Source organism: Pseudomonas sp. LBUM1647, assembly GCF_059716175.1.
Window position 1 is genome coordinate 5,747,278 of sequence record NZ_CP166809.1, and the last position, 19,334, is coordinate 5,766,611.

Annotated in this window: 15 protein-coding genes and 1 riboswitch; of the genes, 5 read left to right on the top strand and 10 right to left on the bottom strand. The window is 59.5% G+C overall.

Going from position 1 to position 19,334, the window contains the following annotated elements; genetic code table 11:
* Positions 1–86 precede the first annotated feature (86 nt).
* Positions 87–983 carry a GlxA family transcriptional regulator gene (locus tag ACA059_RS26510; protein WP_173860460.1) on the top strand — a complete coding sequence of 299 codons (897 nt, stop codon included), beginning with the start codon at positions 87–89 and terminating at the stop codon, positions 981–983.
* Positions 984–1,178: 195 nt separating this feature from the next.
* Here the strand turns inward: ACA059_RS26510 and zapE are convergent, their stop codons facing one another.
* The 3 genes from zapE to ACA059_RS26525 all read right to left on the bottom strand — a co-directional run bounded on the left by zapE (position 1,179) and on the right by ACA059_RS26525 (position 4,374).
* A complete protein-coding gene (gene zapE, locus ACA059_RS26515) occupies positions 1,179–2,273 on the bottom strand; it encodes a cell division protein ZapE (protein ID WP_008155962.1) in 1,095 nt (364 codons plus the stop codon).
* A gap of 91 nt (positions 2,274–2,364) precedes the next feature.
* A complete protein-coding gene (locus ACA059_RS26520; protein WP_497631550.1) occupies positions 2,365–3,720 on the bottom strand; it encodes a tryptophan--tRNA ligase in 1,356 nt (451 codons plus the stop codon).
* Positions 3,721–3,744: 24 nt separating this feature from the next.
* On the bottom strand, positions 3,745–4,374 hold the full coding sequence (locus ACA059_RS26525) for an alpha/beta hydrolase (RefSeq protein WP_497631551.1): 630 nt from the start codon (positions 4,372–4,374) through the stop codon (positions 3,745–3,747).
* 144 nt (positions 4,375–4,518) lie between these two features.
* On the opposite strand from ACA059_RS26525, the gene ACA059_RS26530 reads away from it, so the two are divergent.
* On the top strand, positions 4,519–4,953 hold the full coding sequence (locus ACA059_RS26530) for a Z-ring associated ZapG family protein (RefSeq protein WP_123365671.1): 435 nt from the start codon (positions 4,519–4,521) through the stop codon (positions 4,951–4,953).
* Between the two features lie 267 nt (positions 4,954–5,220).
* Here the strand turns inward: ACA059_RS26530 and ACA059_RS26535 are convergent, their stop codons facing one another.
* The 6 genes from ACA059_RS26535 to ACA059_RS26560 form a co-directional block, all read right to left on the bottom strand.
* Positions 5,221–5,949: a YiaD family glycine zipper/OmpA-like lipoprotein gene (locus ACA059_RS26535; RefSeq protein WP_497631552.1), complete on the bottom strand. Its 729-nt coding sequence runs from the start codon at positions 5,947–5,949 to the stop codon at positions 5,221–5,223.
* A 101-nt stretch (positions 5,950–6,050) separates the two neighbouring features.
* Positions 6,051–6,692: an MBL fold metallo-hydrolase gene (locus tag ACA059_RS26540; protein WP_123365669.1), complete on the bottom strand. Its 642-nt coding sequence runs from the start codon at positions 6,690–6,692 to the stop codon at positions 6,051–6,053.
* A gap of 85 nt (positions 6,693–6,777) precedes the next feature.
* Entirely contained in the window at positions 6,778–9,513 is a 2,736-nt protein-coding gene (locus ACA059_RS26545) for a winged helix-turn-helix domain-containing protein (RefSeq protein WP_497631553.1), read from the bottom strand.
* Positions 9,514–9,809: 296 nt separating this feature from the next.
* The gene (locus ACA059_RS26550; RefSeq protein WP_415771337.1) at positions 9,810–11,174 is read right to left on the bottom strand and encodes a DUF1329 domain-containing protein; all 1,365 of its coding nucleotides are present in this window, start codon (positions 11,172–11,174) and stop codon (positions 9,810–9,812) included.
* 28 nt (positions 11,175–11,202) lie between these two features.
* Complete coding sequence (locus ACA059_RS26555) at positions 11,203–13,140, bottom strand: DUF1302 domain-containing protein (RefSeq protein ID WP_497631554.1); 1,938 nt, start codon at positions 13,138–13,140, stop codon at positions 11,203–11,205.
* A gap of 336 nt (positions 13,141–13,476) precedes the next feature.
* Entirely contained in the window at positions 13,477–15,159 is a 1,683-nt protein-coding gene (locus tag ACA059_RS26560) for a fatty acid--CoA ligase (protein ID WP_497631555.1), read from the bottom strand.
* Positions 15,160–15,506: 347 nt separating this feature from the next.
* On the opposite strand from ACA059_RS26560, the gene ACA059_RS26565 reads away from it, so the two are divergent.
* Positions 15,507–16,400 (top strand): glycosyltransferase family 2 protein, encoded by an 894-nt coding sequence (locus ACA059_RS26565; protein ID WP_497631556.1) that lies wholly within the window; start codon positions 15,507–15,509, stop codon positions 16,398–16,400.
* A 15-nt stretch (positions 16,401–16,415) separates the two neighbouring features.
* Here the strand turns inward: ACA059_RS26565 and ACA059_RS26570 are convergent, their stop codons facing one another.
* Positions 16,416–17,045, bottom strand: a complete 630-nt coding sequence (locus ACA059_RS26570; protein WP_497631557.1) for a LysE family translocator — start codon at positions 17,043–17,045, stop codon at positions 16,416–16,418.
* Between the two features lie 91 nt (positions 17,046–17,136).
* Between ACA059_RS26570 and ACA059_RS26575 the strand changes: the two genes are divergently transcribed.
* Together ACA059_RS26575 and ACA059_RS26580 are read left to right on the top strand one after the other, a co-directional pair.
* Positions 17,137–18,102, top strand: coding sequence for a 2-hydroxyacid dehydrogenase (locus ACA059_RS26575; RefSeq protein WP_497631558.1), 966 nt, complete (start codon positions 17,137–17,139; stop codon positions 18,100–18,102).
* A gap of 34 nt (positions 18,103–18,136) precedes the next feature.
* Positions 18,137–19,135, top strand: a complete 999-nt coding sequence (locus ACA059_RS26580) for a methyltransferase (RefSeq protein ID WP_150658968.1) — start codon at positions 18,137–18,139, stop codon at positions 19,133–19,135.
* Positions 19,136–19,175: 40 nt separating this feature from the next.
* A riboswitch (yybP-ykoY riboswitch) is annotated at positions 19,176–19,300 on the top strand.
* The last annotated feature ends 34 nt before the right edge of the window (positions 19,301–19,334 follow it).

Below are 19,334 nucleotides of genomic sequence, written 5' to 3' on the forward strand. Positions count from 1 at the left end.
TCTCCACGCCCTTACGGCGCGTCAGCATCCTGGCTATCGACCGGGTTTTCGCTTCCACCCTCATGCAAGCCAAGGATTTCTTCCACCTGGCCAGCCTGCGTTACGGCAAACAACTGGGCCAAGGCCTGACGCCGGCGTTCGAAACCCGCCTGGTCAGCCCCGACGGCAAACCGGTGAACAGCTTCAGTGACGTGATCATGCCGGTGGACGGCGGCCTGGAAAACGCCGACATCATTGTCCTTCCAGCCTTCTGGGACGATTTCGACACCCTTTGCCAACGTTATCCACAGGTCCTGCCTTGGCTGCGTCAGCAACATGCTCGCGGCGCGGTACTTTGCGGCGAAGCCACCGGGGTGTTCTGGCTGGCCGAGGCCGGGCTGCTCGACGGCAAGGAAGCGACCACTTACTGGCGCTTCTTCAATGCGTTTGCCGAACGCTTCCCACGGGTTCAGCTCAATCAGGACAAGCACCTGACCGACGCCGACAACCTGTACTGCGCGGGTGGCACCACCTCGGCCTGCGACCTTTATATTTACCTGATCGAACGCTTCTGCGGCGCCAACGTGTCCCAGGCCGTGGCGCGGGACATTCTTTATGAAGTGCAGCGCAGCTACTCGCCAGGACGAATCGGTTTCGGCGGTCAGAAGCTGCACCAGGATGTGATCATCCTGCAGATCCAGCACTGGCTCGAAGAACACTTCGCCGACAAATTCCGCTTCGAAGACGTGGCTCGCGAACACGGCATGAGCATCCGCAATTTCATGCGGCGCTTCCAGACCGCCACCGGCGACAAACCGCTGCATTACCTGCAACGACTGCGCATCGAAACCGCCAAGGGCCTGCTGTCCGGCAGCCGTAAGAGCATCAAGACCATCAGCTACGAGGTCGGTTACGACGATGCGAGCTTCTTCGCTCGACTGTTCCGCCAGCACACCGAGCTGTCGCCGAACCAGTATCGGCAGCAGTTCCAGCAAGCCGCCTAATACTCAAATCCAACACACATCCCATGTGGGAGCGAGCCTGCTCGCGATAGCGGTATCACATTAAACATTGATGTGACTGACACACCGCAATCGCGAGCAGGCTCGCTCCCACAGGGGATTTTGGTGTGCCAGAGAGTTTCTACAACGCATAAAAAAAGGCCTGCAATGCAGGCCTTTTTTATTATCCGAAATTTCCTAAGGCTTATGCGCCCGGGACAGGAATTCGTGCGACTGCATTTCCAGCAAACGGCTGAGGGTGCGCTGGAACTCGAAGTTCAGGCGACCGCCGGTGTAAAGGTCTTTGAGCTCGACTTCAGCAGAAATGATCAGCTTCACGTTACGGTCGTAGAACTCGTCGACCATGTTGATAAAGCGTCGGGCGATGTCGTCGGTGGTGACGCTCATCTGCTCGACACCGCTGAGCAACACGGCATGGAAGATCTTGCCCAGTTCGATGTAATCGTTCTGGCTGCGCGGGCCGTCGCAGAGTTCACGGAAGTCGAACCAGGCCACGTCATCGCACGTGCGCAAGGCTCGGATTTCGCGGTTCTCGATCATCAGCACATCGTTCTCGATGGCTGCCGTGCATTCCGGCGTCAGGGCGCGGAAGCTCTTGCGCAGGCTTTCGTGAGACGCATCATCCAGCGGAAAGTGGAACAGCTCCGCTTGCTCAAGGTGACGCAGACGATAATCGACGCCGCTGTCGACGTTGACGATCTCGGTGTTCTGCTTGATCAGCGCAATCGCTGGCAGGAAGCGCGCACGTTGCAGGCCGTCCTTGTACAGACCGTCCGGCACGATATTCGAAGTCGCGACCAGGGTCACGCCGTTCTTGAACAGCTCTTCCATCAGCGTGCCGAGGATCATCGCGTCGGTGATATCGGACACGAAGAACTCATCGAAACAAATCACCCGGGCTTCGTCAGAGAAGCGCTTGGCGATGATGGTCAGCGGGTTTTTCTCGCCGCCAAGGGTCTTCATCTCTTCGTGCACGCGCTTCATGAAGCGGTGGAAGTGAGTGCGGACCTTTTCCTTGAACGGCAGCGCTTCGAAGAAGGTGTCGACCAGATAGGTCTTGCCACGGCCGACGCCGCCCCAAAAGTACAGACCCTTGACCGGTGCCGCGTCTTTCTTGCCAAACAGTTTGCCGAACAGACCCGGTTTGCTGTGCGAGGCCGCGACCAGATCGTCGTACAGGCGCTGCAAGTGGCGCACCGCAGTTTCCTGCGCGGCGTCATGAAAGAATTCCGGGCGTTTCAGATCAGCTTGATATCGTTCTAGGGGCGTCATAATTCGTTAGCAAGGCAACAAAAACGGGCCGTCACTGTAGCGACGGCCCGTGGGAATGGCAATCGGCCCTTGGTCGGGCCGAGCCGCTGATTTATTCCTGAACCGGCGTCAGAGCAACCCGCAAGGTGTCGATGGCGACGTCGCGAGCGGCGTTGTCAGCAAACGTCGGGCTGTCGGCAACACACTCGCCTTCCAGCCAGACGCTGAAGCTCAGGTCTTCGTTGCGCACGTCCAATGGCTGACCCGATTGCAGTTGCTTGGTCACCTGGCCTGCGGTTTTACCGTCGGCGAAGTTGCGCGACAGCAGCAGCTGCTCGCCGTCGGCCGCCAGCAGACGGAAGCGGAAACTGCCGTCGTCTTCACGAAAACTGACGAAACGCGCGGCTTTCGCGGCTTTCTTCTTGGTGGTCGCCGCGACTTGAGTCTGGGCAACGAAGGAACGAAGACCGACCGCTTCGCGCAATTCGTGCAGGAACGGCGTCGCCACCGAACGGGCCTTTTTCGCGCCGATCTGCAGGATGTCTTCCAGGTCTGCCGGGCGTTCGATCAACTGGTGATAGCGTTCGCGGGACTCACCCAACTCGCTGTCCAGCAGTTGGAACAGACGATTCTTCGCCTCGCCCCAACCCAGGCCCTGCAGCAGTTCGCTGCGGAATTCGTCGGCCTGCGCCGCCGTGGCGAACGCCTGGAACAGGGTGAACAGGTGCGAATTGTCCGGATCTTTCGCTTCGCCCGGTGCACGGGAGTCGGTGACGATCCGCGAAATCGCGTCCTTCATTTCCTTGGCGCTGCTGAACAACGGAATGGTGTTGTCGTAGCTCTTCGACATCTTGCGACCGTCGAGGCCTGGCAGCGTGGCGACGCTTTCTTCGATCAGCGCCTCGGGCATGGTGAAGAATTCTTTGCCCTGACCGAACAGATGGTTGAAGCGCTGGCCGATGTCACGGGCCATTTCCACGTGCTGGATCTGGTCACGACCGACCGGCACCTTGTGGGCGTTGAACATCAGAATGTCCGCGGCCATCAGCACCGGGTAGCTGTACAAGCCCATGGTGATGCCGGCGTCCGGGTCTTCGCCGGTTTCGACGTTCTTGTCCACCGAGGCCTTGTAGGCGTGGGCGCGGTTGAGCAGGCCCTTGGCAGCAACGCAGGTCAGCAACCAGGTCAGCTCTGGGATTTCCGGGATGTCGGACTGGCGATAGAAGGTTACGCGGTCCACATCCAGCCCACCGGCCAGCCAGGTCGCGGCGATTTCCAGACGCGAGCGCTGGATGCGCAGCGGGTCATCGCATTTGATCAGGGCGTGGTAGTCGGCCAGGAAGTAGAACGAATCGGCATTGCTGTCAAGGCTGGCGATGATCGCCGGGCGGATGGCGCCGGCGTAGTTGCCCAGGTGCGGCGTGCCGGTGGTGGTGATGCCGGTGAGGATACGGGTACGAGTCGTCATGGGTAATCGCTTGTCAGACTGCAATCAATTCGAAAGACGCGGCAGGATCAGATCCTTGAGATCGGTCAGCTTGCCATGAAAAAAGTGTCCGCATTCTGCCACTTTCAGCAGCTCATGGGGGCGCTCGAGTTTCGAGGTCCAGTCGTAGACAGCTTGCGGGTCGATGACTTCGTCGGTTTCCGGCTGGATCAGAGTCAGCTCGCCTTGCTGCGGCAGTTGATCCTGATCGCCCAGACGCATCACCGCAGGCGCGACCATGAACAGGTGCTTGAGCTGCTCACCCTTGGCTTCCAGACGTCCGCCGAGACTTGCTGCAACAAAACCGCCGAAGGAGAATCCGAACAGCGTCAGCGGCAACTCGGGGTGTTTGGCTCGTAGCCATTCGGCAACGGCTTGGGCGTCGTCGACTTCGCCGGTGCCCATATCGTGGGTGCCTTCGCTGGCACCGACGCCACGGTAGTTGAAACGTAAAGTAATCAAACCGGCGTCACGCGCAGTGCGCTGCAAGGTCGAGACGACTTTGTTGAGCATGGTGCCGCCCTGCACCGGGTTTGGATGGCAGATCAGCGCAATGCCGCGCGGCTGTTCATTGTCCAGGTACAAAGCTTCCAGTTGGCCGACCGGGCCATCAATCACTACAGGGGTTTCGCGCATAAGCAAGGAAGGAACTCCGTGACCTCGAATCGGGTCGACTCGTCTAGCAAATTGTCTGTGCCAATCTATTGCGAGTGAATCGCGGTATACAGCGCAGGTTCGAGCCGTTAACGTAAAGCAAAGCCGTTTATAGAGGAAGGACTCGTGGAACACTCGCTCTTAGTTTGGTTGTTGCCGACTCTTGCCCTGGTTGTGGGTGTCGCCATTGGTTTCCTGATCGCTCGCCTGGTGCCGAATGCCGCGCCTAGCAGCACACAACGCCAGCTGGATGACGTTCAGGAACGTTTCGACAGTTATCAGAACGAGGTGGTCACCCACTTCAACAGCACTGCAACACTGGTCAAGAAGCTGACTCAGAGCTATCAGGAAGTGCAGGATCACCTCGCCGAGGGTGCCAACCGCCTGGCCCTGGACGAGCAAACCCGCCAACGCCTGCTGGCCTCGCTGCACGCCGATGCGGCAGCCGCCCCACGGGAACGCCTGACGCCGCCGCGCAATCAGGAGCCGCCTCGCGACTACGCCCCCAAAGCCCCGAACGCGCCGGGCATGCTCGATGAGCATTACGGCCTGAAGAAGTAATCAGGTTTCGCGCGAAACAAAAAGCCCCCGGACGAGTGATTGTCCGAGGGCTTTTTTGTTGCTGATTCTATATCTCTAGTGCCTATTCTGGCCTCTTCGCGGGCAAGCCCGCTCCCACAGGAGACCGAGTTCTTTCGGGGAAATACAATCCACTGTGGGAGCGGGCTTGCCCGCGAAGAGGCCAGAACAGGCCAGAACAGGCGACATAAAAAAATGCCCGATCATTCAAGGATCGGGCATTTTTCCTATCAGGGAGAGATCAGCCCCTTATGGATACTGCTGAACGGTGCCCGGCTGCTGGCCACCATACTGCTGACCCGGAATCGCCTTCAGGTTGACCTCGACCCGACGGTTCTGCGCCCGGCCATTGACGTCGCCGTTGCTGGCAACCGGGTTATCCGGCCCAGCGCCACGGGCGCTCAAGTTGGTGCCGCTCACACCTTGCGAAGTCAGGTAAGTCGCCACGCTCTGGGCGCGACGCTGGGACAGGTCCATGTTGTGCTGGCGGCTGCCGGTGCTGTCGGTGTAGCCGACGATCTCGATCTGGTTCTGGCTGAACTCCTTGAGCGAGCCCGCCAGATTGTTCAACGGCTGATAGAAACCCGACGCGATGTTCGCCGAATCGGTGGCGAAGGTGATGTTACCCGGCATGATCAGTTTGATCTGATCACCCTGGCGCTGCACTTCCACCCCGGTGTTGGCCATGCTGGCGCGCAGTTTTTTCTCTTGCTGGTCGGCGTAATAACCGTAACCGGCGGCGGAAGCACCCACCACCGCAGCGCCAATCAGCGCGCCCTTGCCACGGTTGTTGTGGTCGATGGCAGCACCGGCCAATGCACCGGCCAGAGCGCCGAGGCCACCGTACTTGGCGGTTTTACTCATGCCCGTGGAGCCACTGTCAGCCTGACCCTGATTGTCGTAAGGGTTAGGCGAGGCGCAGCCAGACAGCAAGGCCACAGCAGTAGCGACAATAATCAAACGACGCTTGGTGAACATGAAGAGCTCCTACTTTTTTGCATTCTGTGGTGCAACGGACAAGGCGTCAGCCTTTGCGGGCGTTGGATCGCTTCGGCGGACAAAAATTCCGTCTGTAACAATTAAGCCCGCACAAAAGGGTTCTCGCGCATTTCATCGCCCAGACGCGTGTCCGGACCATGCCCGGTCACCACCGTCGCCTCTTCATCGAGGGTGTACAGCCGCTGCTTGATCGACCGCACGATGGTCGCCTGATCGCCGCCCCACAAATCCGTGCGCCCTACTCCGCGACGGAACAGCGTATCGCCGGCAATCAGCAGCTTAGCCTCTGAAAACCAAAAGCTCATGGAGCCCGGCGTATGACCCGGTGTGTGCAACGCCACGCCGCAGCCGCAGGCCAGTTCTTCATCATCGGCCAACCAGCGATCCGGCGGTGGCACCGGCGTGTAAGGGACGCCGAACATCTGGCACTGCATCTCCAGGTTGTCCCAGAGGAACTGATCTTCTTTATGCAGATGCAGGGTTGCGCCGGTTTTCTCCTTCAACTGACCGGAAGCCAGGAAGTGATCGAGATGCGCGTGGGTGTGAATGATGCTGACCACCTTCAGGCCCAGTGCGTCGAGCCGCGCGAGGATCAGTTCGTGATTACCGCCCGGATCGACCACGATGGCCTTTTTGGTGATCGGATCGCCGATGATCGTGCAGTTGCACTGCAACGGGCCGACGGGGAAGGTTTCGCGGATGAGGTTGACCTGCTGGGACATCGGGGCATGCTCGAGAAACGGGGACGGGCAATTTTCGCACACATTTGCATAGAGTCATTTGCGGTCATACGCATCAAAAAATACGCTAGGCCAACACCCCCAACTCCTTCGCCCGCGCCACCGCCTGCGTGCGCCGTTCAACCCCAAGCTTGCTGTTGATATGGCTGGCATGGGTTTTCACCGTGTGCAGCGAAATAAACAGCTGATCGCTGATTTCCTGATTCGAACATCCCTGGGCGATCAGGCGCAGGACGGCCATTTCCCGCGTACTGAGTTGTTCCGCCGCGGTGGATGACTCCGCGGGACGGGCTGCTACTGCCGGAAGTTGTTCTGAAAGGCTCTGTGAAACGGGCGTCGGCGCACCGAGTTGAAGTTGGTTACGTAGCCAGTCCGGATGTTCAGTCAACAACCTGTCAAACGGTTGCAGCACTCCACCGGCCGCCGTTTCCAGCGCCTGACCAAGGGCCTTGCGGGCTTCGGGTTCGCGTCCGCACCCCAGCAATAACGTCACTTTCTGGGTCAGTGCCATCACGCTGAGCAGCTGCCTGCCGGTTTGCTGCCCATGCTCAAGCAACGCATTCAATCGTCCTTCGGCCAGCAACGGCTGCCCCTGAATGACCTCCAGCAAGGCCTGTTGCAACTCGATATGCAGCGGCAGTTGCGGATGGAACTCCGGAGGGGCTGCCGCGTGTTCGCCGTTATAGGTCTGGCCCAAGCGAGCGAGCCATGCTTCGGCCAGATCGGTACGCCCCTGAGCCAGCCAGAGTTCGCATTTGACCAGGGTGATCATCGCCAGGTAGTAGATCGGTGGCACGTCCCAGATGTGCATCAGGCGCTCGGCTTCGGCGAGTTCGGCGAAGGCTTTGGCGAATTCGCCGCTGCTGCCCTCAAGCCTGGCGATCACGCAGTGACCGATCAATACGCTGATATCACGACAGGCGCGTGCTTCATTCAAGCCGGCTTGCAAGCGTGCCCGCGCGGCTTGGGGCTGCAATCGCAGGGCTAACAAAAAGCCTTCGTACAAAGTCAGTCGGGCGCGTACGGCATAGAGCCGTTGCGGGGATAACCGTTGCAGGCGTTGCAGCCCCTGGCGTACTTCATCCAGCGCACGAAGGATTTCCCCTCGCGCTTGCAGCACACGAGCGCGGTCGTAATGGGCCAGCGCTTCGAACAGCGGGTTGCCAACCCGTTGCGCCAACTCCAGAGACTCACGGTTCAACCCGCGTGCGCGCCACAAGTCGCCGTCGGCAATGGCCAGGTTGGACAGGGTCGAGAGGCACATCAGGCGTTGCCCGTAGCGTTTGGCGGGCAGGCTCTCCTGCGCTTCGGTGCAATAGAGCAGCGTCAGCTCACGATTGCCGCGACCGCGAGCGATGATCCCGCTCAGGGCCAGCCATTGCGCCAGCATGGATTTCTGCGCCGTGGCCGACGGGGCCGGCAGGAAGCGGCTCAAATGACTGGCCAGCTCCTCGGCGGCGTCCAGCTGACAAGCCAGCCCCAACGCCCAGCTGTACAGCACGATCAGCCGTGGTGTGCTGATCAGCAGGCTGTCGGGCAAGTCCATCTTCCAGCGCAGCAGCATGCCGACGTTCTGTTCGGCCAGCAGTTGCTCTTCGGACAGGTTCTGCACCAGGTTCGCCGCGACGTCCAGGTGCCCGGCGCGCAACGCCTGCTCCACCGCTTCATCGAGCAGCCCCTGGGCATTGAACCAGCGACAGGCGCGCAGGTGCAGGCTGGCCGCCGGTACCATCGCTTGCGCGGTAGGCCGGGTGCGCAACAGGTCGGAAAACAAATGGTGGTAGCGATACCAGTGACCGTTTTCATCCAGTGGCACCAGGAACACCTGATGTGCCAGCAGAAAACGCAGGATCTCGGCACTGTCATGGGCTTCGCGAACGGCGTCGCACAGTTCGCTGCAAAAGCGTTCCTGAGGTGCTGTGTCGTAAAGGAATGACTGCACCTCGGCGGGCAGACAATCGATGACTTCTTCGAGCAGGTAATCGCGGATCAGCCCTTCCCCGCCATGCAAGGCCTGCGGCAAAGCACCCTGGGAGCCCGCTTCAGACGCCGCCAACAGCCAGAAACGCAGCCCGGCGACCCAACCTTCGCTGCGCTGGATGAGGTTCTCCAGCGCTTCGCCCCGCAAGGAGCTGCTGTGCCGATCAAGCAGGGTCAAGGCTTCGTCGTGAGTCAGGCGCAAGTCCTGTTCATTCAACTCGAGCAGTTGCCGCGACAGCCGCAGGCGCGCCAGATGCCAGTCCGGCCGCTGCCGACTGGTGACCATGACCAGCAAGCCGTCAGGCAGGTGATTGAGGAAAAATTGCAGGCAGCGATCGAGAACCGGGCCCTGCGCCAGATGGTAGTCATCAAGCACCAACAGCAGGGGCGTACTCGAAGACAGGTGCACGGCCAACTCATCGAGCAAACCGTCCAGCCATTCTTCAAAGGCAAACGGCTGGTGCCGCTGCCGCATTTTCAGCAGGCCCAGGGACTGGCTGCCCAGTTGCGGAAAAAAGTCCTGGAGGCCTTCGAGCAACCGCTCAAGAAAACGTCCGGGATCGCTGTCTCGCGGACTCAACCCCAGCCACAGACTTTGCCAGTGAGCCGGCAAGTCCTGACAGAACTCCACCGCCAACGAACTCTTGCCAAACCCCGCCGGTGCGCTGACCAGCAACAGCCTGCCACCGAGGCCCGCACTCAGGCGCTCGCACAGACGAGGCCGCAGCACATGACCGTCTGGCAATGGAGGCCGAAAAAAACGCCCGTCCAGTGCCGCGACGGCAACGCTTGCAGGGCCCGGGTGTGGGGACAGATCAGTCATGGCCGGCTCTTGTTTGAATGGCGGTTGGCGGCGTTGCAGATGTCCGCAGCCTAGCGGTAAACGAAGAGGGAATGAAGGTTATTGCTACAAATGGCTACAAAAAGAATACAAGCAAAGGTGTCAGGCTCATAACACCTCGGTGTTAGCGAAAAGATCGCAGCCTTCGGCAGCTCCTACAGGATGTACGCCGATCCAATGTAGGAGCTGCCGAAGGCTGCGATCTTTTTTAAAGGCAAAAAAAACGCCCCGAACCAGTCGGGGCGTTTCTCGAGGATGCGGCCTCTGTTCAGGGCAGCTTAGCGAACACCATCCTGGCGCAGAGCGGCCGGAGTGAAGTCGCTGGTGGTGGCGGTGAAGCCGAAGTCATACGCCGATTTCTCTTCGTTCTTCATGCCCAGTGCCAGGTAGCGGCCCGATTGCAGGTCGTACAAGGTTTCCAGGGTGTACCACGGCACTTGAACGTTGTAGTAGTTCTGGGAGTGAGCTTCCGCCACACGCCACAGTTGATTACGACCGTCGTAGTGGTCGATCACGGCCGCTTGCCAGGTGTCTTCGTCGATGTAGAAGTCACGTTTGGCGTAGATGTGACGCTGACCTTCCTTCAAGGTAGCCACCACATGCCAGACCCGGCGCAGCTCGTAACGCGCCAGGTCCTGGTTGATGTGACCGGCCTTGATGATGTCGTCGTACTTGAGTTGCGGCGAGTCGAGTTTGTAGCTGTCGGAGGCGATGTACATCTCTTTCTTGCCTTCGAGCTTCCAGTCGTAACGATCCGGCGCACCGTTGTACATGTCCAGGTTGTCGGAGGTACGCAGGCCGTCGGCTGCGGTACCCGGCCCGTCATAGGACACTTGTGGTGCGCGACGCACACGACGCTGACCGGCGTTGTAGACCCACGCCGAACGTGGCTCTTTCACCTGGTCGAGGGTTTCGTGCACCAGCAGCACACCACCGGCCAGACGTGCCGGCGCGGTCACTTTCTGCTTGAAGTAGAACAGGATGTTGCCCGGGTTCGCCGGATCGTAATCCTTCATCTTGTCGCGGAACACGAACTGGTCCTGGAAGTACACCAGGCTGTACGAGCCGTTCGGCTGCGGCGTGGCCTGGGTCACCAGACGGGTCACGCTGCCACCGCGATAGCGAGTGATGTGGTTCCAGATGACTTCGACGCCGGTCTTCGGAATCGGGAATGGAACTGCGGTTTCGAAGTTCTCCAGACCGTTGCCGCCGGACACCAGGTTAGTGGCGGTGGCGTTTTTCTTGATGGAGGCAAACACGGCATCCGGCACGGTCGCGCCGCGATGGGACGGGTAGACCGGCATCTTGAAGGTTTCCGGGTAGCGCTTGAACATCGCGTACTGGCCCGGTGCGAGTTTGTCCTTGTACTGGTCGACGTTCTGCGCCGTGATGGTGAACAGCGGTTTTTCACTGGCGTACGGGTCGGACAGGAAGCCTTTGCCGTCGACGTTGCCGGCGTTTTTCGCCATCGGTTTCCAGGCCGGGATCGATCCGTCAGCGTTGCCTGCCATCTCGGCGCCCATCGGGGTCAGGCTCTTGCCCAGTTTGTCCGCTTCGGCCGCAGGGACCGCCGCCATGACGCCGGTCGCCAGCAGCGAAAGCCCCAGAACACCGACGTGGAACAGACTCTTTGTTATTTTCATAGGTGTGTTCGTCCTGATAATGCAGTGCTTAGAAGTTCACGCCGAAGCTGAGCGCAACGAAATCGCGGTCATCGACGGTGGTGTACTTGCCATCAAAGAAGTTGGTGTAAGCCAGGCTCGCGGTGTAGGTGTTCTGGTACTCGGCATCGACGCCCAGGCTCACCGCTTTGCGACCTTCCTCGAAGTTGCCGCCAGGGCCAGGCGAGTAGCCTTCCACATCATGAGACCAGGCCACGTTCGGCTTGAGGTTCACACCGGCGAATACGTCGTTGTATTCCCAGATGGCACGACCACGGTAGCCCCAGGAGTTTGCGGTGGTGAACCCGTCGTTTTCGCAGTAGCGACTCACGTTGTTTTGTGGTCCGCCGGCCAGGGTGCCGCTGTTCAATGTCTGGCACTGACCACCTGGCAAAGGGCCCGGGCCGTAGCTCGGGTCACGGCCGTAACGCGCTTTGTTAGTGCTTTCCAGACCACCAACGTGAGTAAAGCCGACCTCGCCCACCAGGGTCAGTCGCTCAGCGCCCATCACCTGGTCGAAGAAGTGAGTAAGGGTCGTCTGGAGCTGGGTGACTTCCTTGCGGCGATAGCCTTTTTGATCCGCCCCTGGCGTACCCTGGAGTACGGAAACGTTAGGGTTCAGAGGTGTCAGACCGGAAAAGAGAATGTCGGTGGTGTTGAGCTGAACCGGAGCATTCGGCCGGTAGCTGACTTCACCACTCCACGCAGTACCTGTCGGTAACGTGGTAGAGAAGCTCAAGCCATACAGGCGAATATCTTCAGGGTACTCGACGTAGTAGCTGGAGTTACCGGCCACATTCAATGGCAACAAGGTCGGTGCCAGGTTACGCGCGACAGCGAGAGGAACACCCCTGGCCACCAGCGAGCCCACCAGGCCCGCCGCGCTGTAAGCGCTCGCCGGAGCACCTTTGCCGCTGAAAATCGGCGCACGGCTGTGGTAGTTCATGAAGTAGGCGCCGAACTCGGTGTCCAGCGGATCGAACATGTATTTGAAGGACACGCCAAATTGACCGCTGTCACGGGCATCGCGATCCGGACCGCGACGAACGATTACGCCTTCATCCGGGTTACCCCACGTCACGCCATTGGCAGCGAGGGTGTTGATGCTGGCATTACGCAGCGAAGCCGGCAGCCCTGCAGACGTCAGTGCGCTGTTGAGTCCGTTACGGGTGCGCAGTACGGCCAGGTTGTTGTCGCAGCCATCCGAAATCACGTCCGGTTGCGAGAAAAAGGTGCCGCAGTTGTCGGTAACGGTCTGGTCCCATTCGAGCTGGTAGAAGGCTTCGGTCGAGAGGTTCTCGGTGAGGCTCTGGGACACGTAGAACATGTTGACCGGGATCAGGCCTTCCTTGATCTCGGCGCCGGGACGACGGAACGCGGACACGTCGATCGGGTTGATCGAGTTGATACCGCCGCCGATGAAAGTACTTTCACCCCAACTCACTACTTGCTTGCCCAGACGCACGGAGCCCGGCTGATCGGCAACGGAGTAATTGTGGTAGACGAAGGCGTCGAGGATCTGGCCGCCGGAGGATTTGGCGCCTTCCTTGCGGTTGCTGTCGCTGATGTCCTTGAACGGACGGTCTTCGTCCTTGAGTTCAAAGTCGTACCAGTATTTGCCACGGACGAAAACGCCGGTATCGCCATATTTCAACTCAAGGTCATGGATGCCCTTGAAGATCTTGGAGAACGTTTCGCCGCTCTTGAAGTTCAGGTGACCGTCGTCGGAAGTCTGGGACAGACCGCGGCCGCCGTTGTTGACGCCGATAAGGTTCTTGTTGGCACTTTCAGTAGACCAACTGGCACCGATCGACAGGGACGAGTCGAACTGACCTTCGATTTCACCAACGTTGAAACTGACGCCGAATGCTGGCCCGGCGAGCGTAGAGGCAAGACTGACCGCCAGGGGCAGTTTTGCCCGGCGCCAGAACTGGTTTACTGATGTCATCGACGCTACTCCATGTGCATTATTGTTATGGCAGTGAGCACTTCTAAAAACGCTGTGGATGACTGGGAGCCAAGGTGTCCCTAAGTCATTCCAAAGTTGCATCGCCCCGGTTTGTGCGTTTGCTCCGTTCTTAAAAATCCTTGAGCGGACTATAGCCAGCAGGTAGTACTGCTTGATCCCTCTAAAGTGTGATTTGCAGCTGCCAGCCACTCTGGAACAGTCCTTTGCCAAGCCGACGCCCGTCGGCCCGGCAAGGATGGCTGAAATTTCAGATTTGACAAGCCAAGCGCTTGCTTGGTGGGGCTGGCGTGCCCTTTTGGGCACGCCAGGTGACGCTTAAAGCGTCGAGAGGAAGGTGCTGTTGTTGGCTTGCCATTCGGTGATGTCGACGCGAATACGCTTTTTGTCGAGTTTGCCGACACTGGTCTTGGGAATTTCAGTAACAAGGGCGATCTGGCTCGGGATGGCCCACTTGCTCAAATGCCCCTGCTCCACGAATGGCTTGAGGTGTTCCTTCAGTTCTTTGGCCCCGATCACATGGCCTTCGCGGACCACCAGCAGTGCGAACGGACGTTCACCCCACTGCGGATCGGCGATGCCCACAACTGCTACTTCGCGTACCGCAGGGTGGCGGCTGATCAAGTCTTCAAGGTCCAGGGAGGAGATCCACTCGCCGCCGGTCTTGATCACGTCCTTGATCCGGTCGCGAATGTCGATCACACCCATGCTGTCCAGAGTCGCTACGTCACCGGTGTGCAGCCAGCCCCCGGCCCAGAGCTCGGCGCCCTTTTGCGGTTCGTTGAAATAGCCCTCGGTGAGCCACGGTGCACGCAGCACCAGTTCGCCTTGGGTCTCGCCATCGGCGGGCAGGAAGTTGCCGTCGGTGTCGACGATCGCCGCCTCCACCAATGGCCCCGGTACACCGGCCTTGATCCGGTACGTGGTGCGTTCGTCTTCGGTGCCGGCCATCAGCTCATCGTTGAGGTGTGCACACGACACCAACGGCCCGGTTTCCGACATGCCGTAAGCGGCGGTCAGTTGAATGCCCTTGGCCTTGGCCGCGTCGTAAAGCGCACGGTTCAGCGCACTGCCGCCGATGACGATTTTCCAGCCACCGAAATCCGTGCCTTGCGCCGCTTTGGAATTGAGGACCATTTGCAGGATGGTCGGCACGCAATGGGAAAAGGTGACCTTCTCCTTACGCCACAGCTCCACCAGGTACTCAGGGTCATAGCGACCGGGATAGACCTGCTTGAGCCCGAGCATGGTCGCCACGTACGGCAAGCCCCAAGCGTGTACATGGAACATCGGGGTGATCGGCATGTAGACGTCGTTGGTGCCCAGCAAACGCACGCTGTCGATGGCGCCCATGATGGTCGACACGCCCATGGTGTGCAGCACCAGTTGCCGATGGGTGAAATACACGCCTTTGGGATTACCGGTGGTGCCGGTGGTGTAGAACGTGGTCGCGACCGAGTTTTCGTCGAAGTCCTGGAAGTCGTACTGCGTGCTCGCCGCCGCCAGCAATTGTTCGTACTCGCCGATCAGGTTCGGCAGGTCGGCGGTTTTTTCCGGCAGGTCAGTCAACAGCAGGGTTTTCTCGACGGTGGTCAGGTGCCCGGCAATCGCGTTGTAAAGCCCCACGAACTCGCTGTTGACCAGCACAAAGCGGTCCTCGGCGTGGTTCATGGTGTAGAGGATCTGTTCCGGTGACAGGCGCACGTTAATGGTGTGGATCACCGCGCCAATCATCGGGATGGCGAACATGCATTCCAGATAACGATGGCTGTCCCAGTCCATCACGGCCACGGTATCCCCGGCCTTGACGCCGGCCGCCGTCAGCACGTTGGCCAGCCTTGCGACCCGTTCGATCAGGGTCGGATAGCTGTAGCGCAACTGGTCGCGGTAAATGATCTCGCGGGTTTTTTCATAACGAGCGCCGGACATCAGCAGCCGTTTAATCAGCAGCGGATACTGGTAGGCGCCTTCGGCTGGAGGGATAACGCGAGTCTGCAACATAAGAGTCCCTTTTCTGACTGCACGGTCGTGGCTGAAAGTAAGCACTTTAGTGCGCTTGGACGCCAGCCAAATCAGCCAAAGGAATGATTTGCAGAACCGGGCAAAATGCTAGCTTTGCGCCACTACCTGGCGTGTTTCGTCGGGAATTCGGGAATTGCGCTGTAAAACGTTGCAACGCATGCACGTAACACTTGTCTGTGAGCCTACGTACCATACGGACACGATGAGCCGATCGGTTGGCAGCCGAACAGTTGCCCCAGGTCGCCCGACCTTCCACCTCATCTTCAAGAGAAGGATCTTGCCCACTAGACCTGTCTGGTCACACGCCATCGGTATTACATATAAAAATGACTATTGAACTGACCACCCCCGAGAACGGCCCCTCCACACAAGCGCCTCTGGTTTCCATCGTGGCGCCCTGTTTCAACGCGCAAAAGTACCTGGAAGACGCCATCAAGAGCATCTTCGCCCAGGACTACCCGAACTTCGAAGTCATCATCGTGGACGATGGGTCCAGCGACGACAGCCTCGCCATACTCAAGCGCTTGCAACAAACCTATGACTTCCAGCTGTATTCGCAACCGAACGGGGGCGTGAGCGCGGCGCTCAACCACGGCTTGCGATACGCCAAAGGCGTCTATGTGTCGACGCCGGACCTGGACGACATCATGTTGCCGGAGTCAGTGCGCATTCGCGCCGAATACCTGGACAAGCACCCGAACGTCGGCTGCGTAGGGGCGCTGATCAGCTACATGGACAGCGATGGCAACACCATCAAGCAGCAACAGCGCGACAAGATCCACACCTACAACTTCGATCAGGTCCTCAGAGGTGCCGTCGTGATCGGCGCCCCAGTTGCGCTCTATCGCATGAAAGCGATGCGAAGTGCCGACTTCTACGCGCCGAAGCTACGGGTTCAGGACTTTCAGATGACGTTGCGGATTGCCCGGTTGGGTTATGAGATCCATGAATTGCCGATCTGCATGACCCGCTATCGCCGCCATGCCAACAACCTGTCGAGAAAATACCGGATATTGCTCCAGGCGGACCTTGAGGCGATCGCGCCGTACGTGAACCATCCCGGCTACCAGAGCGCCCGCACCAAACTGGTAAACAAGGCCCTCAAATATGCCGTGGTCGAAGACAAGAAAGAAGCCTGGCAGCTGTTGCGCTCGATTCCCTGGCGGCACCTCAATAGAACCAGCTTCAAACGCTTCACGCGGCTGGTATTACATCGCTAGCAGCCTCACAGGGCCTCAGTGCATCTCGGTAAACGCGAGTTTCACACCGATGGCGATCAGTACCGCGCCCATTGTCCGATCGAACCAGTGGCCCATCCGGGCAAAACCTGCGCGCACGCGCTGCTGGCTGAACAGCATCGCCACCAGGCAGAACCACACAGCGGTGGCCACCGCGAGGTAGATGCCGTAGCCCGCCTGTACCGTCAGCGGCGTGTGCGGATTGATCACCACGGTGAACAGAGAAAGGAAGAACAGCGTCGCTTTCGGGTTCAGACCATTGGTCACGAAACCCGAAGTGAAGGCGCCGCGAGCAGTGCGCGCCCCCGCTTCCTTGTGCAGATCGTCCGTCGCTGGTTGGGCCGGCTGTGCTCGCAAGGCCTTGAAGCCGATGTACAGCAGGTACGCGGCGGCCGCCCATTTCAGGGCATTAAACAACACGATCGATTGGGACACGATCAGGCCAATGCCGAGCAACGAATAGCCGACGTGCAGGAAAATGGCCGTGCCGACACCCAGCGCCGTCCAGGTGCCAGCGCGACGACCATGGGTCACGCTCTCACGCACCACCACGGCAAAGTCCGGGCCGGGGCTGGCTACGGCCAGCAAGTGAATCAGGGCAACGGTCAAAAACTCTGTCCAGTACATGGGGTTTCCTTTTGGCCAAGCGTAACTGTTTGTTTCATCTGGTAGGCTCGGCAGATTACGCCTTCAGTTCATTGCACAAAAGGTACAGTTGATGACGAACACTCACCGCGCCGTTTTCCTCGACCATCCGTCCCTAGACCTGGGCGATCTCGACCTCAGCCCGCTACAAGAGTGTTTCAGCAACTTAAAGCTTTTCGCCCAGACCACACCGGACCAGGTGATCGAACGCCTCAAGGGCGCCACCGTTGCCATCAGCAACAAAATCCTGATCGACGCCGCCGCCATCGCAGCCAGCCCCGAGCTGAAGCTGATCCTGATTACCGCCACCGGCACCAACAACGTTGACCTCGCCGCCGCCCGCGCCCACGGCATTACCGTCTGCAACTGCCAGGGTTACGGCACGCCGTCGGTGGCGCAGCACACGATCATGCTGCTGCTCAATCTGGCAACGCGCCTGGCCGATTATCAAAAGGCTGTCGGCGAAGGTCGCTGGCAGCAGGCGAAACAGTTCTGCCTGCTGGATTACCCGATTGTCGAACTGGAAGGCAAAACCCTCGGCCTGCTCGGTCACGGCGAACTGGGCGGCGCGGTCGCACGACTGGCCGAAGCCTTTGGCATGCGTGTATTGCTCGGTCAGATTCCCGGACGCCCTGCCCGGCCGGATCGTTTGCCACTGGATGAGCTGCTGCCGCAGATCGACGCGCTGACCCTGCACTGTCCGCTCAATGAACATACCCGCCACTTCATCGGAGCCCGTGAGCTGGCCTCGATGAAACCCGGTGCGTTCGTGGTCAACACCGCACGCGGTGGCTTGATCGACGAACAAGCGCTGGCCGATGCCTTGCGCAACGGTCACCTGGGTGGCGCGGCCACCGACGTGTTGAGCGTCGAGCCACCGACCGCCGGCAATCCGCTACTGGCCCAAGACATTCCACGGTTGATTGTCACTCCGCACAACGCCTGGGGCAGTCGCGAGGCACGCCAGCGGATCGTGGGCCAGTTGACCGAAAACGCTCAGGGATACTTCAGTGGTAAAGCGCTGCGGGTCGTCAGTTGATAGACTGCGGCACTTTTTTTCACAGGAGCAGAGTATGGATCCGCGCAGTGAAGTACTGCTTCGTCAGGCCGAGTTATTCCAGGGTTCGGTGCTGCTGGCCGGTTTGCCCGCCGACGACCTGCTGGGCCGTCTGCCCGACGCTCATGGCTGGTGCTGGCATGCCGGCGATCAAGCAGCGCTGGACGCCCGCTTCGCCGAGCGCAGCCATTTCGGTGTGACTGTAACGGAGCGCGCGTTCGACACCGCCGTGGTGTTTCTGCCCAAGTCCAAGGACCTGACCGACTACATCCTCAATGCCCTCGCCTCCAGACTGGCCGGTCGTGAACTGTATCTGGTGGGTGAAAAACGCAGCGGCATCGAAGGCGCGGCCAAGCAACTGAACCCCTTCGGCAAACCACGCAAGCTCGACAGCGCGCGGCATTGCCAGCTGTGGCAGGTCACCGTGGCCACTGCGCCAGAAGCCAAGTCGCTGGAAAGCCTGGCCCAGACTTATGAGTTGCCGCTGGCCGAAGGTCCGCTAAAAGTCATCAGCCTGCCGGGCGTGTTCAGCCATGGTCGGCTGGATCGCGGCAGCGCGCTGTTGCTGGAGCATCTGGACAAATTGCCGAGCGGCCATTTGCTGGACTTCGGTTGCGGCGCCGGTGTGTTGGGAGCAGCGGTGAAACGTCGTTATCCACACAACCAGGTCACCTTGCTTGATGTGGATGCGTTTGCGGCTGCCAGTAGTCGCCTGACATTGGCTGCCAACGGTCTGGAAGCTGATGTGATTACCGGTGACGGCATCGACGCCGCACCGATGGGTTTGAGTGCAATTCTGAGCAACCCACCGTTCCATGTCGGCGTTCACACCGACTACTTCGCTACCGAGAACTTGCTGCGAAAAGCCGCCAAACATCTGAAAAACGGTGGAGAACTGCGCTTGGTAGCCAACAGCTTCCTGAAGTACCAGCCGCTGATCGAAGAGCATCTGGGCGTGTGTGCGATCAAGGCTGAAGGACAGGGTTTCAGAATCTATCGGGCCAAACGCGGGTAAAAAATTAGTGCTTGCCGAATAGATTCTGCCTAGGCAGAATCCGCTCCGTCCTAGGGGAGTAGTCTCCCACGAGCGCCATGCTCGTCCGGCATACGTCAACATACTTGGTCAACAGACCATGGCGTATGCGACCCAAGCGTCCGCATCAGACGGATCGCAGGGTTTGACAAGACCTATGACACGAACACCTTACCCGGGG

Excerpts from the sequence above, each read along its gene's own strand:
- zapE (WP_008155962.1), bottom strand. The coding sequence starts at position 2,273 with ATGACGCCCCTAGAACGATATCAAGCTGATCTGAAACGCCCGGAATTC.
- ACA059_RS26520 (WP_497631550.1), bottom strand. The coding sequence starts at position 3,720 with ATGACGACTCGTACCCGTATCCTCACCGGCATCACCACCACCGGCACG.
- ACA059_RS26525 (WP_497631551.1), bottom strand. The coding sequence starts at position 4,374 with ATGCGCGAAACCCCTGTAGTGATTGATGGCCCGGTCGGCCAACTGGAA.
- ACA059_RS26535 (WP_497631552.1), bottom strand. The coding sequence starts at position 5,949 with ATGTTCACCAAGCGTCGTTTGATTATTGTCGCTACTGCTGTGGCCTTG.
- ACA059_RS26540 (WP_123365669.1), bottom strand. The coding sequence starts at position 6,692 with ATGTCCCAGCAGGTCAACCTCATCCGCGAAACCTTCCCCGTCGGCCCG.
- ACA059_RS26545 (WP_497631553.1), bottom strand. The coding sequence starts at position 9,513 with ATGACTGATCTGTCCCCACACCCGGGCCCTGCAAGCGTTGCCGTCGCG.
- ACA059_RS26550 (WP_415771337.1), bottom strand. The coding sequence starts at position 11,174 with ATGAAAATAACAAAGAGTCTGTTCCACGTCGGTGTTCTGGGGCTTTCG.
- ACA059_RS26555 (WP_497631554.1), bottom strand. The coding sequence starts at position 13,140 with ATGACATCAGTAAACCAGTTCTGGCGCCGGGCAAAACTGCCCCTGGCG.
- ACA059_RS26560 (WP_497631555.1), bottom strand. The coding sequence starts at position 15,159 with ATGTTGCAGACTCGCGTTATCCCTCCAGCCGAAGGCGCCTACCAGTAT.
- ACA059_RS26565 (WP_497631556.1), top strand. The coding sequence starts at position 15,507 with ATGACTATTGAACTGACCACCCCCGAGAACGGCCCCTCCACACAAGCG.
- ACA059_RS26570 (WP_497631557.1), bottom strand. The coding sequence starts at position 17,045 with ATGTACTGGACAGAGTTTTTGACCGTTGCCCTGATTCACTTGCTGGCC.
- ACA059_RS26575 (WP_497631558.1), top strand. The coding sequence starts at position 17,137 with ATGACGAACACTCACCGCGCCGTTTTCCTCGACCATCCGTCCCTAGAC.
- ACA059_RS26580 (WP_150658968.1), top strand. The coding sequence starts at position 18,137 with ATGGATCCGCGCAGTGAAGTACTGCTTCGTCAGGCCGAGTTATTCCAG.